Here is a 15,765-nt window from a genome sequence, read left to right as displayed (position 1 = left end):
TCCAGGCATGGCAATGATTCTCGGATTAGCGGGCAAACCGTTCAGCCGCCTCACCAATCACCTGCCACAGGTGGTCGATCATCTTGTCCGACAAGAACCGCCGGGCCACTAAGATCTGACTGCCAGAACCCGCGTGATACCGAGTCTTGGGCCGCCGTGACAGCGCCGCCCGGTCGACCAACCGCGCAATGACACGCGGCTTGCTGGAGAACTGCTTGACCACGGTCAAAATGGCTGCGGCGCGGTCAGCCGTTGGTTTGTACGGCCCCTGCCCCGAGGTCGTGCGTAAATGCTCGGCGGCAATGTCAGCCCACTCGGATTGAATGGCTCCCGGTTCAATGACGACCGTCTGAATGCCCAGCGGCTCAAGCTCCAGGCGCAGGGCGTCCGAGAGACCCTCCAGCGCAAATTTTGACGCCACGTACCAGCTGGCCAGCGGTTGGGCGACCTTGCCGTCTACGGACGTGATGTTGATGATGCGGCCGCTGTGTTGTTGGCGCATCATGGGCAACACGGACTGAATCAGCCGCGCGGCCCCAAAGAGGTTCACGTCAAATTGGTCGCGGGCCTGGTCCATCGGCACATCTTCTAGGGCCCCCATCAAACCATAACCAGCATTGTTGACCAAAATGTCGACCCGTCCCGTTTCACTAACGATGCGGTCCACCACATTTTCCACGCTAATCGGGTCGGTCACGTCTAGGGCTAACGTCGTGATGCCCAAGTCGTCTAGGTCATTCATACGACTGACCCGCCGCGCGCCCGCGTAAACGATGACGCCGTTGCGGTGCAGGCTCCGTGCAATGGCGTTGCCGATGCCAGACGAGGCTCCGGTGACCAGCGCTACTTTTCTATGTGTCATACATATCCCTCCCAATTCGGTTCTACTGTCTTGTCTAAAACGCTTTGTCTCTAGAATAGCGAATTCCCGTAAGCGATTGCAATTAATCTGGCAAATTAGTGCTAACGTCGTTGTCTATCCGCCGTAGCCGGCCCGGGACTCCCACCCTATGGGGAGCGCTTCCAGCCTGAGGAGCGGTCTTCCAGCTCATTTGTGAGCCTCACCAAACCCGTGAGTCTCCCAAACGTCCCGTGCCGTAAGACCGGAAACCCACCGGCCTAACGCCACCGACACAGGGTTCCGTCCCGGGCCGGCTACGGCTCACAACAACATCGCCCACTATTTACCAGCTAGCTGCTTACTGTGCGTCACCACCACGTTTCTTTCTGAGACTTGTCCTCACAGCTGGTGATTGTCGTTTAGCCTTGCCAGCCAGACGCAGAATCCCGTGACAAGGGTGTTAGGTCGGCGTCTTCTGCCGGCCTTACAGCCTGGGACGACTTTGAGATGGCCGGGTTTGGGACAGCTCAAAGCGAGGCCAAAGACCGCTCCTCAGGCTTTGACCGGTCCCCATGGGATGGCCGCGTCTGGCTGGCAAGGCGGAATAAACAGCTAAATCACCAGCTGTTTGCGGTCGTTGTAGAAGCCGCGGTAGGCCCAGTAGCACGCCAGCACCGAGCCAATGCTGGTGGCCGACATCAGCATGAACGTGACCATAATCTGATATTTGATGGCCCGCACCGGGTCGACGCCGGCAAAGATTAATCCGGACATCATCCCCGGCAGACTCACGATACCGACCGTCTTGGCAGAGTCGATCGTCGGCTGCATCCCCGTCTTGATACTGTCCCGTAAAATTTCCTTGGACGCATCCTTCAAATCCGCGCCCAACGCTAATTTTTCCAACACCGCCTGCCGTTCCTGCTTGAACTGGGCATTGAGGTTGCGGTAACACAGGCCAATGGCAACCATTGAATTGGACGCAATCATCCCGGAGATTGGAATCATTTGCGACGGGATGAATTTAATCGCGCCCGCCAGCATCAAAACGCCCAGGGTGACGCCTGTGCTAATGAGGATGGCACCAATGGAAATCGGCAGGGCCCGCGGAATACCGTTGCTTCGCTGTTTCGCGTTATACCCGGCGTTAAAAATAATAATTAAAATTAAAATCGTGGTCAGCCAGATATTATCGACGCGAAACACGTATTTCAACAGATACCCAACCACAAATAGCTGGACGACGGCCCGGATGACACCAATGATCATGTCGCGGTCGATGCCTAATTTTTCCTTCCAGCCAATTGCCAGCGCAATGACGACTAGGCCCAGCGCCAACAGTAAAGATTGATTGTTCACAGCTAAATTCATGCGTTGCCTCCTACGATGCGGCCGTCCTTGACTGTGATCAGTCGTTTGGCCGCGTCGATTTCTGCTTGATCATGGGTGATGGCAATAATCGTCAGGTGGTCCTCTTGGTTAAACCGTTTGATAAGCGACCAGACGAACGCCTTGTTCTCGGAATCCAGCCCCGCCGTGACCTCATCTAAAATCAAGACTTCCGGGTAGACCATCACGTTGCGCAACAGGGCGACTCGCTGGCGCTGACCACCGGAGAGATCTGTGACCGCCTTGTCCAAATCACTGGCGGCCAACCCTACCACCTCCAGGCCTTCCACGGCGCGGTCTTGGTCAAACGGTAGCTGACGAATCTGGTAAGGGAATTGTAAGTTGTCCCGGACTGTGTCGCCAAAAAGCGTCGGCTGCTGAAAGCTATATGATACGCGGCGCCGGTAAGCCACCGGGTCGTAGCTTTCAATGGGCTGGCCGGCAAAAGTCAACTGGCCACTGGTCTTACTGAGGAGTGACGCGATGATGCGGACCAACGTGGATTTACCGCCACCGGATGGCCCGGTCACCGTCACCCACTCCTCCTTGTCAATATTCAGGTTGATGTCGGTTAGAATCGCCGTGTCATCGACCTGGTAGCCCACATTCTCGAGTTCGATCAAACTCATGGCACCTGCTCCTTTCTTGTTCTTTAGCGATCTGTTTCGTGGCACAAAATTAGGGCCGAAACGCTGGGACCACTGATTGCCGGCTGACCCTGGCAGATTGGTCCTTGTCAGTGACAGCGCGTTGCCTCCACTAGAACTAAGCTGATTGTCGCTTAGCAATCCCGTTGTAGCCGAGAGTCCGCCAAATATGGGTTCAGCCGTGGGAGTTCCCTTAGTGGCACGATTCACGCCACTTAGGTAACTGGCGTCTTTGAGACGCGCCTTTCCGGCTCAAAGGCGAGGCGTCGAGACCGCCCTTCGGCTCGACCCGTCCGCCCACCGCGTTCCGACCCATATTTGGCGGACGGTAGGCGGCCAGCTCACACTGTGTGGCCCCAAACCAGCCACCAAAAACATCTGCTTTCATTGTACCGAAACCCCAGCCAATCGCCTACGAAAACGGCTTTTAATTTTGGCCGGCCAAGGTCGCGCGCCCCGGGGGACGTGAAAGTTTGGTATAATGTTCAAGACCGTAAGTCTTTTCGGACTTAATGACTGAATTTCTAAAGAACGATGCGGGTGTCTGGTGTTGACCGGCACCCGGGTCACAGGAGATAAAATGGCAAATTTTGAATCACACAATCACCGTGGCGGCCGCGACCGCTACGCCCACAATGACCGTAACGACCGGCACAGTTACCGGGACCGCAACCGCGACAATCACGGGACTAGCCGTGGCTACAATGACCGGCGCCGCCAAGAACGGGAAAACCCCGGCGTGACCGTGGAAGTCGGCCAACGTTTTCCATTGACCATCAAACGCATGGGGATCAACGGCGAAGGTATCGGCTACTACAAGCGCATGGCCGTGTTCGTGCCCGGCGCTTTGACCGATGAAGAGGCCGTCGTGGAAGTCACCAGCGTGGCCACCCGCTACCTGCGCGCCAAGGTCCACCGGATTCGCAAGGCCAGCCCCCACCGCGTAGAACCACGGGACAGCTATGCCGATGCTGTCGGCGGCTTTGAGCTAGAACATTTAGACTACCCCGAGCAACTGAAATTCAAGCGTGATATCGTGGCCCAATCCCTGGAACGCTACCAGCCCCAAGGCTTTCGCCACTACGATCTACGCCCAACACTGGGGATGGACGACCCCTACGGCTACCGCAACAAGGCGCAATTCCAGGTTCGCCGCAACGCCGAGGGCAAAGTCGAAGCCGGGTTGTACGCCGAACGCAGCCACGATCTCGTTGACCTGGCCACCTGCTCCGTCCAAATGCCCGTCACCATGACCGTGATGCGCGCCGTGGTCGCCATGCTCCAGGACTTGGACATGCCCATCTACGACGAAGAAGCCAAGTCTGGCATCGTCAAAACGCTGGTCGTGCGTGCTGCTGCCAACACCGACGACGTCCAACTGGTCTTCATCACCAACTCCCAAAAGCTACCGCACAAACGCGAACTGCTCGAACGCATCGCTAGTGAGCTTCCCCAAGTGACCTCGGTCATGCAAAACGTCAACCCGGGTGAAACCTCGCTGGTCTGGGGCGACGAAACGAAGCCGTTAGCCGGCGCCGACGCCATCACGGAAAAGTTAGACGGCCTGGCCTTCAAGCTCTCCGCTCGCGCCTTTCTACAACTGAACCCGTCACAAATGACCGTTCTGTACGCCGAAGCCAAGAAGGCCTTGGACTTACAACCGGGTGAAACCGTGGTCGACGCCTACTCCGGGATCGGGACGATTGGTTTGTCTTTAGCCGACGTGGCTGAAGAAGTCCGCGGCATGGACGTCATCCCCGAAGCCGTGGCCGACGCCAATGCCAACGCGGCGGCCAACGGCATCACCAACGCCCACTACGAAGTCGGCACCGCCGAAGACCTTCTGCCCAAATGGATCATGGCCGGATTCCGACCGGACGCCATCGTGGTCGACCCACCGCGCACCGGTTTGGACGCGACTTTGATTGAAACCATCCTGGCCGTACGCCCTGAAAAGTTCGTCTACATTTCCTGCAACCCATCGACGCTGGCCAAGGATTTGGTCGAGCTGACCCATGATTATCAGGTCGATTATATCCAGTCCGTGGACATGATGCCGCAGACCGCGCGCTGTGAGGCAGTGGTTAAACTACGCCGCCGTCAATAGATTAATAGGCAGCAACTGGTTTTCGTGTTAGACTTTTAGATAACGACAAACTGACACCCAATGAGTATTGTTGATGCCGTTGCCTGCGGCTGCCAGGGCTTCCGCCTGCTATGGGGGACACTTCCAGCCCAGACGCGGGCTTCCAGTTCGCTTGAAAGCCTCGCAAAACCGCGAGTCTCTCAAGTCGCCCCACCCAGTAACCTGGCAAACAACGCCAGCTAACTGGGTCGACACAGCTGGCTACACCCCTGGCCTCCTCCGGCATGATTGTATCTCCCATCTTAGATGGGCCAGTCTTGTCACTACCCAATGGTTGCTAGTGATCATCATGACTAGGGGTTTCAAAAACCTGTCTCACCGAACTGGGATGGTATTTTACCCGCCAGATTGGGTAATCAGTCTTAACCATATCGTCTGGACGAACGAAATTTTTAGAAAGTTGGCAAATGACATGCAAGATCCTTTTAAGGGCTTTAACGACGACGATCAAAACAATCAAAATGGTGACGGCCCTCAAGGACTGCCGTTACCGCCTAATTACGCGACCGTCGTGAACCCCGAGACGGGAAACATGCGGATCGCTAAGGTGGGGTTCTCATGGACCATGTTCTTCTTCCCCCCATTTCCAGCCATCTTCCGTGCCGACTGGTATAACTTACTGTGTATCTTAGGGGTCGACCTCGGGGCATCCATGTTACTGATGATGACGGTCCCCACCGCGCAAACGGCGCAGTTCACGGTTTCCGTGTGGCCATTGCTTCAAGGCCTACTGTGGGGGTCACTGTACAACCTGATGTACTTCAAGCACCTGTTCAACCGGGGATTCATCCCCGCCGATGAACGCTCCCGCGACCTGTTAGCGCGGGCCCACTATTGGTCACAACCGAAAGAATAAGCTGAGAGTCGACTGGCAGTGTTGCTGGTCGGCTTTTTTAGATTGCTCATTTAAGAGTGAAAACTAACTGTCATCATGGTAGTCGCACAACTTTGCACGCTAGATCTAGTTGTTTACAGCTACATGGTCCAGCTGGCCGCCTACCACCCGCCAAATATGGGTCGGATCGCTGTGGGCGGACGGGTCGAGCCAAAATGCGGTCTCGACACCTCGCCTTCGAGCCGAAGTTCACGTCTCAAAGGACGCCAGTTACCTAACCAGCAAAAAAACGCTGCTAAGGTAACTCCCACGGCTGAACCCATATTTGGCGGGCTCACGGCTACGGAGGGTGATTCCCCCACAATCGCTTTAATCCTTGGCAACAGTTGGCCACAATCAAATCCAGTGTGGCTGATACTACTAAGACACCAGAGGCATTCTGGTTTCACCAATTTTCGTAGTTAGAACACCATTTGACCAGAATTTACTGACTTAATCCGCCTTTAAAATTCAGCTGATGACAACAAAAAAATCCGCAACCAATGACAAAACGCGTTGGTTGCGGATTTTTTGATCAAGCTAATAACTTAAGCTTGCTTCGTTGGGTAAATCGTGAATTCATTAACGTTGACTTCGGCCGGTTGGTCGATGGCAAAGTTAACCACGCGGGCGATGGCGTCTGGCGTGATGCCGACCGCGTCGTACAGTTGGTCCATGCCTTGCTTGGCATTTTCATCAGTGATGGTGTGCAACAGTTCCGTGTTAATGGCCGCTGGGTACAGCGTGGCCGTGCGGATGTTCGTGCCTTCTTGCGCACTTTCCGTCCGGATGACTTCCATCAGGTTGCGCACAGCAAATTTCGTCGCGCCATAGACCCCTGCGCCAGGGAAACTCTTGATGCCCGCCACAGAAGACGTCGTGACGATTTGGCCGTGCTTTTGAGCCGTGAAATCAGGCATGACGGCGGCCACCCCGTTGAGTACCCCGCGCAGGTTGATGTCGATCATGTCGTTCCATTCCTGCGTGTGCAGCGCACTGATCGGTGAGGTCGGCATGATACCGGCGTTATTGAAGATGACGTCGATGCCACCAAATTTAGACTTTGCCAGATCAACTAGGCTCTGGACTTCAGCGGCATCCCGCACGTCCGTGACTTGGTAAGCGGCCTGACCACCAGCGTCGGTAATTTCGGCAACCAAGGCCGCCAACCGGTCAGCCCGGCGTGCGCCCAAGACGACCTTGGCACCATTGCTGGCTAACAGCTTGGCAGTCGCAGCGCCGATACCTGAAGAAGCTCCCGTGATGACAACCACTTTATTTTTAACAGTCATATTTAAATCGCTCCTATTCCTTAGTGAATGTTGCCAGTATAGGTGGTTAGAGCGACTCGAAGTCAAGGCCTATGCGTAACTTCTTTAAATTTTTCGTGGTGATTAATTCTTAAATAATCCTGTACTTTCACGCGGCCGGATTGCCCACAGCCCCTAATTCTGGTATCTTAGGGAAAACGCTAACCGCACGACGAAGGAGAAAATTATGCAAACGACGCGTCCTGACAGCCCGGTGAAACGCTTCTTCAAAGGCGTCATCATTGCCCTGGGCTTTATTTTACCCGGTGTTTCCGGCGGGGTCCTCGCCGCTATCCTAGGCATTTACGAGCGCCTGTTAGGCTTCATGGCCCACTTTCGCCAAAATTTCAAACGCGACTTCTGGTACTTTGTGCCGGTCGGTCTGGGCGGCATCGTGGGAATCGCCCTGTTGTCCGCGCCGCTGGAATACCTGCTGGCTCACTGGCAAGTCATTGTCCTGTGGGGCTTTGCCGGCGCCATCGTGGGCACGTTGCCTTCCCTGAATCAAACGGCCGTTGCCCAAAGCCCCCGAGATGGCATCGACCACCTGTGGTTCTGGGGCACCCTGTTGATCAGTGGTGGCCTGTTATATTTCATGAGCGACCTGTTTGGCACATTACCGGCAAACTTCGGTGGCTTCGTGGTCGCTGGCGCCTTGATTGCCCTGGGGGTACTGGTGCCGGGGCTGAGTCCGTCGAACCTGTTGCTGATTTTAGGCCTGTTTACACCGATGTTGACTGGCTTTAAAAATTTCGACCTGCTAGGCGTCTACTTACCCATCGCCATCGGCGGCGTGTTGGCCATGGCGCTATTTTCCAAGGGGATGGACTACCTCATCCACCGCTTCCATTCGCGGGTGTACCACTTCATCTTGGGCATTGTGACCGCTAGCACCATCTTGATTCTGGTGCCCAATAGCCACGCCGCCGAAAGCATCTCGTATGCCGGGACCACCTGGATGACGTTGGTCTGGAGCGCCCTGGCGCTGGTCGCAGGGATTGCCCTGGGGTACTGGATGAGCCGGTTGGAAGAAAAGTATAAATAGCGTCGAACATTAATTTAAAAATATCTAGACCGTCCCAATCATAAGGGGCGGTTTTTTGCTGGCTTGCTCAGTGTTGGCCACGGATCAATGATTTTTATTAAACGATTTATAACGGTTGCTGCTTGCTTTTACCGTGACAATTGCGTACAGTAAATTTCAGCAACCGCCACCACCTTCACCAACCGAAAGGAAGCCCGCCACCATGAATCATATCGACCACTTCATTCAACAACAAAGTGCTAAGAGTGCTGAATTCGCTGCACAAGCTAACCAAACCGCAATTAATCTTGACGTTGCTGTTGCCGTTCGCAAGCTTCGCGAGGAAAAACAATTAACACAACGTGCATTTGGCAAACTGGTTGGTAAACCGCAATCTACAATCGCCCGCATTGAGGAGGGCCGAATGAATGTCTCTGTTAAAGTGCTAAGTGAAATTGCTGCCGCCGTCAATAAAAAAGTCACCGTTCAATTCACTTAACTACGCAAAAAGTCCCAACCACCAATCACCGGCGGTTGGGACTTTTTTATGGACAACCTGATTAATCTTGCTGTGGTTTAAACGCCCGCGTGGCGGCAACGGCCTGTTGCCAACCGGCGTACAGGTGGTTGCGGCGGTCCTCGGCCATGTCTGGTGTGAAGACGCGTCCGGCATTGCGAATCTCTTTGATCTCATCCAGGCTTTGCCAGAAGCCCACGGCCAGGCCAGCCGCAATGGCCGCCCCCATGGCCGTGGTCTCTTCATCGGCCGCCCGTTGAACGGGAATATTCAAAATATCCGCCTGGAACTGCATCAAATAACGGTTCCGCGATGCCCCGCCATCGGCCATCAATTCGGAAATGTCGATGCCGGTATCCTGTTTCATGGTCCGCAAGACGTCACGCGTTTGATAAGCAATCGACTGCAGGGTCGCCTTCACGAAGTCGTTGCGGTCGGTTCCACGCGTCAGGCCAAAGACGGCCCCCTTGGCATCCGGATCCCAGTACGGCGCGCCCAAGCCGTTGAAGGCCGGCACGACATAGACTTCATCTTCGTCGGTCGAGGCCATGGCCGCCTGTCGCGACTCGGGAACACTGCTGATGATCTGCATGCTCTCGTGCAACCAAGCCAACGCGGTGCCGGCCACCAGGATGGATCCTTCAAGCGCGTAGGTCACCTGACCGTCCAACTGATAGGCAATCGTCGTCAACAGGTTATGCTTGGACAGCTGCGGTTTGTGCCCGGTATTCATCATGACGAAGGCCCCGTCACCGTACGTGTTTTTCACGGTTCCTGGTTCTAACGCCAACTGCCCCAACAACGCGGCGGATTGGTCCCCGACGATGCCGGCAATCGGCACCTCCACCCCGTAAAATTGGAAATTCTGGGTGACGCCGTAGACTTCGGAACTGGATTTGACCTCCGGTAGCATGGCAGCGGGGATGTTCAGCCAGTTTAAAATGTCCGTGTCCCACTGGAGCGTGTGGATGTTAAACAACATGGTCCGGCTAGCGTTACTGTAGTCGGTCACGTGAATCTTACCACCCGACAATTTCCAAGCCAGCCAACTATCGACCGTCCCAAATAACAGCTCACCCTTTTCAGCTCTCTCCTGTGCGCCAGGCACGTGATCCAAGATCCAGCGCACCTTGGTGGCACTGAAGTAGGCATCGACCACCAGACCGGTCTTTTCCTTAATCGTTTCCGCTCGACCCGCGGCAACCAACTCCTTGGCAAGGCTGGCCGTTTGCTTACTTTGCCAACCGATGGCGTGGTAGATAGGCTCGCCGGTCACGCGGTCCCACACGATGGTGGTTTCCCGTTGGCTACTGATCCCAATGGCCTGAATATTTTCGGGATGGATCGACGCGTCGATCAACGCGCTGGCAATCACCGATAATACGCTATTCCAAATCTCATTGGCGTCAGATTCGACCCAACCGGGATGCGGATAGTATTGCGGCACTTCCTTGTATCCTTCGATCACCTTGCGCCCGGTATGATCAAAAATCAGCGCCCGCGTGCTACTGGTCCCTTGGTCAATTGCTAACAGATAGTTTTCCGGCTGTTTGAGTGCCATATGTAAAACTCCCTCCAAAATTAACGCTTCAGTAAGCGGTTCCAAATCAATTGCATTAATCATAGCACGACCCTTGTGAAAAACGCTAGATTTTGTCCCCGCTCTTGGCGCGTTTGAAACTTTCTTAAGAAATCAACCGTTTGTTTTTTAAACTGGCTAAACTTCCGCCTTACCGTTCGTCAAATATGAGTTGGAACGCTGAGGGCGCCGGGTCGAGCCACAGGGCGGTCTCGACCCTCACCTTAGAGCCGATGACCCGCGTCTCTAAGGTGCCAGTTTTCTAAGCGGCAAGAACCACGCCGCTAAGAAAACTCCCACAGCTGAACTCATATTTGACGAACTATCGGCTACTGTGGTGATTACTGACAACAACTATGTTCTTCTCCCAACTGATTAACCATTTAGCACAACAGTCGATCACATTGTAGCTAGCTATAAAGTTATCGGCGACAACCAATTCACTTCTAAACCACCAACCGTTCTCCCGCCAAAAACGACTGCGCAAAGTCTGCATCATCCTTCACCCGCTTGCCGAACTCATCGATCAGCGCATGGAACTCCTGGCAATCGGCCAGGCCCAGTGGAAATTGGCGCAAGACTTGTTTCTGAAATGCCGGGTACGTTTTGGGCATCGTGGCCCCTAGCCAGGCGAACAAGCGGCGGGCGTAGGTGTCGACCATGAACGTGCCGTGGTCCAGCGTGTACATCAAGATGTAATCGGCCGTTTCGTTGCCAATGCCGGTGATGGCCATCAGGTCTGATCGCAGACTACTGCCGGATCGCTGTTTGAGCGCGGCTAAATCGTCATTGGCCTGGCCCAACCAAGTGGCCAACGCCAAAATGGCCGGCCCCTTGCGATTGTAGAAGCCGCTGGAGCGAATCAGCGGCGTGATGGTCTCCGGGGTTAGCTCCCGCAATTTTGCCGGGTCAAAACCCGTGGTTCGCTTTAAATTGATCAGCGAGGGCTCCACGTTTCGCCAGTTGGTGTTCTGAACTAAAATGGCGCCCAGCATGATCTCCACAGGCGTTTCGGCCCACGGTGTTCCCGGCTTCAGCCACGGTTGCGGCCCCATCTCGGCAGCCATGCGCTGGTATAGTTCTTCAATTGTCATGTGCGTCCTCCTTATTGATGGTTAAGTTATTTAGGGTAACGGTTAATTGGCGGTATGTACTGGTCACCTGACCATCCAGCGCCCCTGAACATGAAACACGGTGGACGGACGCAAGCACTACCACCCAATCCACCCGTCAAAAAAGCTAGCCGCGCGCGAAACGTGACTAGCCCTTAACGCTTATCTTTATTTTTCACCATTGTTGCGCTTGATTACCAAGCGGATATCGTCGTCGACCCCTTCTGGATGCAACTCCTCTTTGTAATCGAAGTTAGCGCTTTGGAAGTACTTCTTGATTTCATCGTTGATCGTCTCGACAGCCCGAACATCCTTGTCCTGCCGTTTCAATAAAAGCGTGTATTCCTTTGAATCCTCATCGACGTTTTCAAAACGATACTCAACCGCTTCGGAATTCAAAATTTCTTGAATCAACTGCCGTTCTGTCATCATGTTTACCTCGCTTAAATTTAGTCTACTTCTTTATTGTAAAGTTATTTAGAAAATTTGTTAACTATTTCGTTACAAGTTTCGGTAGTTCCGGTAACAAATTTCCTTAGAAATGGGTATACTGGTCAACAAATACCTTTATCATTGAAAGGAAGCGACGCCATGCGTCCTCGCATTGCCCTGCCCGCCGACACACTCGACGAGGCAACGAATATCATTAACGAAAGAAACGCGGCTTTTGCCCCGCGACCAGCCGTAGAAGCCATTGTCAAAACGGGCGGCCTGCCCATTATCCTGCCAAGCATCGACCCGGAGGATGTGGCCGACTACCTACCACTCTTTGACGGCGTGGCCTTCTTAGGCGGCGCCGACGTGGACCCCACCTTTTTCGGCGAGGAACCCCACATCCGGTTGGGCAAGACCTACCGCAAGCGTGACTTATTTGAAATCGAACTGCTCAAACAAGCCGTGGCCGCCAACAAGGCCATCTTGGGCATTTGCCGGGGCCTGCAGCTGATCAACGTCGGCCTGGGGGGCACGTTGTATCAAGACCTGAGTGAAGACCCGCTGGCCCAGATCAAGCACAGCCAAGCCGCCATGGGCAATCAGCCCAGCCATCACGTGACGGTCGTGCCCGGGAGTACACTGGCCACGCTGACCGGCGAACGGCCTTACGTCAATTCTCGGCATCACCAAGCCATCAAGGATGTGGCCCCGAGCCTGCGCGTGACCGCCAGTGCCGATGACCAGGTCATTGAAGCGCTGGAATCCAAGGACACCGACCAGATTCTCGGCGTCCAATGGCACCCGGAAAACATGTACAAGCACCACGACGAATCGCGGCAGATTTTCCAGAATTTCGTCAACCGCGCCGCCCAACGCATGTAAAAAGTTGGTAAAGGCCCTTTTCATTGACCGGCACTTCCATTACACTAGAACTTGTGCAGAAAAATCAGGAGGTGTGTGGTCGTGGCGAAAATGAAGGACTTTGGGCAACGGATGCGTTTTTTGGGGTTCTCCATCGTCCTGAACTCGGCGGCTAATGCCCTGACCATCTCCACCAACCTGGGGAGCGCCGTGTGGACCGGGTCGTCCGTCAACCTGGCCAACTGGATTCACGTCCCCCTGGGCACGACGCTGTTTATTTACGGCATCGTCATCACGCTGTTGAACCAACTGTTGCTGGGGCAATTTGACCGGCGCCGGTTCGTGTCCAACCTGCTGTACATCATCCCCTTCAGTTACCTGGTCGAGTGGATCGGCTACTTCTGGAACTGGATTGGCGTGGGGCAGTTGCCGCTAGCCGGCCGCGTGATTGTCGACATCATCGGCCTGTTTGGAGTCGCGTTTGCCGTCTCCATTTATAACCGGTGTAATATCATCATGCACCCCAACGATGACCTGGCGTATATTCTGCGGTTCAAATACCTCCGCGGCTCGGCCATCATCGCCCAGTGGGCCAGTTACGCGCCGCCCCTGTTGATCATCATCCTGTCCTACATCTTCACCGGTGAGCTGCACGCCATCGGCTTTGGGACCGTTTGGGCATTGGTGACCCAGGGCATCGTCATGGGCTGGGCAGATTATCACGTCTTCCCACGGCTCAAACACCACGTGGACGTGTAAGTCATTTAATATTAAAAACAAATGAGAAGCCAGACTTGTGAAATTTAACAAGTCTGGCTTTTTTGATTTGTTATTAGTTTTTGTCAACAACTAATCGGGCAATCATTACGTCGTCAATTATTGTCGTCCAGTTTCCTTGAGGGTATCTGTTTTCCTAGCCATTTTCATGACGATTGGTCACGTCTTGCAACCACCTCTTATCGAAACCGTTCCCCCTATTTGCCATTTTATTCATTGTGTGTAACTCGCATTAGACATATGGTGCTCTCTAAGCCAACTATTAAAAATGCCGGTATAACAGTAGTTGCCCTAGCTTTTGCGGCTACAACCATGATATACTGCATATAATAAATATAGAAAAAGTAAAGGGAGTGTGCTAAATGACTAGGGGATTTAGTAAATTTATGACGGCCGCCTTCGCATTGGTATTATTAGGGGGCGTGGCCACACCCGTTGTGGCTCAGGCTGATGCAGCGACAGAATCCGTCGTGACTACTAGTACTGATGACAAGCAAACTTATACAATCGGCTCAATAGAATTACCATATACGCAACTAGTGCAAAATGGTAAATCCATTAAATCCTATTGGTACAATAAAAGTACCGATGATCCAACGACAGCCACACAGCCACAAACAATGACTATGGACCAGCTTAAGGATACAGACTACATGGCCAACTTTGCAGCTGCCAACAATGATAAAATAGCGGCTCAAATTGGCCCTGCCATCGTCCAAGAATTCAGTTCTATCAGCCTATCTAAAGGTGAAACAGTCGGTGAATATATTTACGCCCTATCTGATCCTGATCAAACATATGATGATTTTTTTGACCAGCTAGACGTTTCAAGCTACATGAATACATGGCTCGTTAAAAATTTAACATTGCTTAAACTCGACCAGATTAGTCCAGAAGAACTTTCCGCAGGCTATCAAAATGAGTTACGTCCCATACTCGTGACAACATTTAGCGATAATTCAGGCCAGCTAAAACAGTTTGATCAACTCTTCGGAAATCCAGAAAATATTGAGAATCTTCATGATTATTTAGTGAAAAGTTTTTTCACGCAATACATTCAAGCTATGCATCTTGATAAACTGAGCGATGCAGAGCGAGTTACGTTAGACCCTGCAGCCTCTGCAGCTGCTACCAAGTCTTTTTGTCAACAGCCGATGAGTAACTTCCTAACTAAACAGGCCGACGGGACTTACCAGCTAAATACAATCGTTATCTTTTCCGCTTTCTACGTATTCACTGATGGATCGACTGTTGAAAAGCCAGTTCTGCCATCGCTGCCTGATGTAACACCCGACCAGAGCCAACCCGTCACCGTCCACTACGTCGATGACCAAGGCAACCAGCTCGCCAAAGACCGGACCTTGACCGGCGACCTCGATACTGCCTACCACAGTGACGCCTTAACCTTTACTGGCTACAAGCTGACTCAGACGCCTACCAATGCGACCGGAAAGTTCACCACGCAGCCACAGTCCGTCACTTACGTTTACAGCAAGGAAGCGGCGTTGCAAACCGGGTCGGCCGCTGCGACCATTAATCCCATTGCGCCTAAAGGGACCGTGGTCTACACGACTAAAAAGATTGGGCTTTACAAATCAGCCACCTTTACCTCTAAGGCACGCAAACAATGGTATGCTAAAAAATCACGGATGAACCGACCAATGTTTGTGGTCACGGGCTACGCAAAATCTAAGAATGGTGTCAAGCGCTACCAGGTCAAGGACGTCAATCACCACAGTAAGACCCGCGGCAAGACCGGGTACATCACCACTAACCGCGCCTACACGTCTCCCGTTTACTACGCCGCCAAGCACAAGACCGTCACGATCATCAATCCTAGCGGTGTGAACAGCTACGCCAAGAAAAATTTGACCGGGAAGAAGCATCACTACCGTCAGGGCCAAACGGTCAAGGTGAAAAAGATTGTGCGCCACAACCTCACGACTCGTTTCGTCCTCAGCAACGGCCGCTACATCACCGCCAACAAGAAGTTGGTCCAAGCGGGCCGCGTTACGATGCCTAAGCGAGTCGCTGCCAAGGGGGCTTTGAACCGCTACACCACGGCCAACCTGACGAAACGCAATCGTCACTACGCCCGCAAGGCCCAGGCGACCTTCACTGTTCGGGGCTGGGATTATTCCAACGCCAACAACTTCAGCAAGGGCGATACCCTGCGCTACCGCGTGGCCGGCGGATATATTTCCGGCAATCCACAACTGGTTCACCAAATTCGGTAAAATCTCACTAACCTAA

Annotated in this window: 14 protein-coding genes; 7 read left to right on the top strand and 7 right to left on the bottom strand. The window is 53.5% G+C overall.

Annotation, left to right across the window (positions count from 1 at the left end; all coding sequences use genetic code 11):
- Positions 1-25 precede the first annotated feature (25 nt).
- From NGM66_RS09855 to NGM66_RS09845, 3 genes are all read right to left on the bottom strand, one after another.
- A complete protein-coding gene (locus NGM66_RS09855; protein ID WP_208907857.1) occupies positions 26-862 on the bottom strand; it encodes an oxidoreductase in 837 nt (278 codons plus the stop codon).
- Positions 863-1,453: 591 nt separating this feature from the next.
- Entirely contained in the window at positions 1,454-2,212 is a 759-nt protein-coding gene (locus tag NGM66_RS09850) for an ABC transporter permease (RefSeq protein ID WP_208907854.1), read from the bottom strand.
- On the bottom strand, positions 2,209-2,859 hold the full coding sequence (locus tag NGM66_RS09845; RefSeq protein ID WP_208907852.1) for an ABC transporter ATP-binding protein: 651 nt from the start codon (positions 2,857-2,859) through the stop codon (positions 2,209-2,211). Before NGM66_RS09845 ends, NGM66_RS09850 begins: the two co-directional genes overlap by 4 nt.
- A 598-nt stretch (positions 2,860-3,457) precedes the next feature.
- Between NGM66_RS09845 and rlmD the strand changes: the two genes are divergently transcribed.
- Positions 3,458-4,984, top strand: a complete 1,527-nt coding sequence (rlmD, locus tag NGM66_RS09840) for a 23S rRNA (uracil(1939)-C(5))-methyltransferase RlmD (protein ID WP_208907850.1) — start codon at positions 3,458-3,460, stop codon at positions 4,982-4,984.
- 451 nt (positions 4,985-5,435) lie between these two features.
- Complete coding sequence (locus NGM66_RS09835; RefSeq protein WP_208907848.1) at positions 5,436-5,879, top strand: hypothetical protein; 444 nt, start codon at positions 5,436-5,438, stop codon at positions 5,877-5,879.
- A 566-nt stretch (positions 5,880-6,445) separates the two neighbouring features.
- Here the strand turns inward: NGM66_RS09835 and NGM66_RS09830 are convergent.
- Positions 6,446-7,189 carry an SDR family oxidoreductase gene (locus NGM66_RS09830; protein ID WP_208907846.1) on the bottom strand — a complete coding sequence of 248 codons (744 nt, stop codon included), beginning with the start codon at positions 7,187-7,189 and terminating at the stop codon, positions 6,446-6,448.
- A gap of 205 nt (positions 7,190-7,394) precedes the next feature.
- Here NGM66_RS09830 and NGM66_RS09825 point away from each other — a divergent pair, with 205 nt between their 5' ends.
- Complete coding sequence (locus NGM66_RS09825; protein ID WP_208907844.1) at positions 7,395-8,252, top strand: DUF368 domain-containing protein; 858 nt, start codon at positions 7,395-7,397, stop codon at positions 8,250-8,252.
- A 202-nt stretch (positions 8,253-8,454) separates the two neighbouring features.
- A complete protein-coding gene (locus NGM66_RS09820; protein ID WP_208907842.1) occupies positions 8,455-8,730 on the top strand; it encodes a helix-turn-helix domain-containing protein in 276 nt (91 codons plus the stop codon).
- A gap of 61 nt (positions 8,731-8,791) precedes the next feature.
- Here the strand turns inward: NGM66_RS09820 and glpK are convergent, their stop codons facing one another.
- The 3 genes from glpK to NGM66_RS09805 form a co-directional block, all read right to left on the bottom strand.
- Positions 8,792-10,309 carry a glycerol kinase GlpK gene (glpK, locus tag NGM66_RS09815; RefSeq protein WP_208907840.1) on the bottom strand — a complete coding sequence of 506 codons (1,518 nt, stop codon included), beginning with the start codon at positions 10,307-10,309 and terminating at the stop codon, positions 8,792-8,794.
- 464 nt (positions 10,310-10,773) lie between these two features.
- Positions 10,774-11,421, bottom strand: a complete 648-nt coding sequence (locus tag NGM66_RS09810) for an endonuclease III domain-containing protein (protein ID WP_208907838.1) — start codon at positions 11,419-11,421, stop codon at positions 10,774-10,776.
- Between the two features lie 186 nt (positions 11,422-11,607).
- Positions 11,608-11,868 (bottom strand): hypothetical protein, encoded by a 261-nt coding sequence (locus NGM66_RS09805; protein WP_208910978.1) that lies wholly within the window; start codon positions 11,866-11,868, stop codon positions 11,608-11,610.
- A gap of 162 nt (positions 11,869-12,030) precedes the next feature.
- Here NGM66_RS09805 and NGM66_RS09800 point away from each other — a divergent pair, with 162 nt between their 5' ends.
- From NGM66_RS09800 to NGM66_RS09790, 3 genes are all read left to right on the top strand, one after another.
- A complete protein-coding gene (locus NGM66_RS09800) occupies positions 12,031-12,756 on the top strand; it encodes a gamma-glutamyl-gamma-aminobutyrate hydrolase family protein (RefSeq protein WP_208907836.1) in 726 nt (241 codons plus the stop codon).
- A gap of 81 nt (positions 12,757-12,837) precedes the next feature.
- Positions 12,838-13,494 (top strand): DUF6198 family protein, encoded by a 657-nt coding sequence (locus NGM66_RS09795; protein ID WP_208907834.1) that lies wholly within the window; start codon positions 12,838-12,840, stop codon positions 13,492-13,494.
- A 380-nt stretch (positions 13,495-13,874) separates the two neighbouring features.
- On the top strand, positions 13,875-15,749 hold the full coding sequence (locus NGM66_RS09790) for a DUF5776 domain-containing protein (RefSeq protein WP_208907832.1): 1,875 nt from the start codon (positions 13,875-13,877) through the stop codon (positions 15,747-15,749).
- The last annotated feature ends 16 nt before the right edge of the window (positions 15,750-15,765 follow it).

The sequence above is a fragment of the Levilactobacillus yiduensis genome (genome assembly GCF_024718525.1).
Taxonomy (GTDB): Bacteria; Bacillota; Bacilli; order Lactobacillales; family Lactobacillaceae; genus Levilactobacillus; species Levilactobacillus yiduensis.
This window is presented reverse-complemented; position numbering and strand designations above follow the sequence as displayed.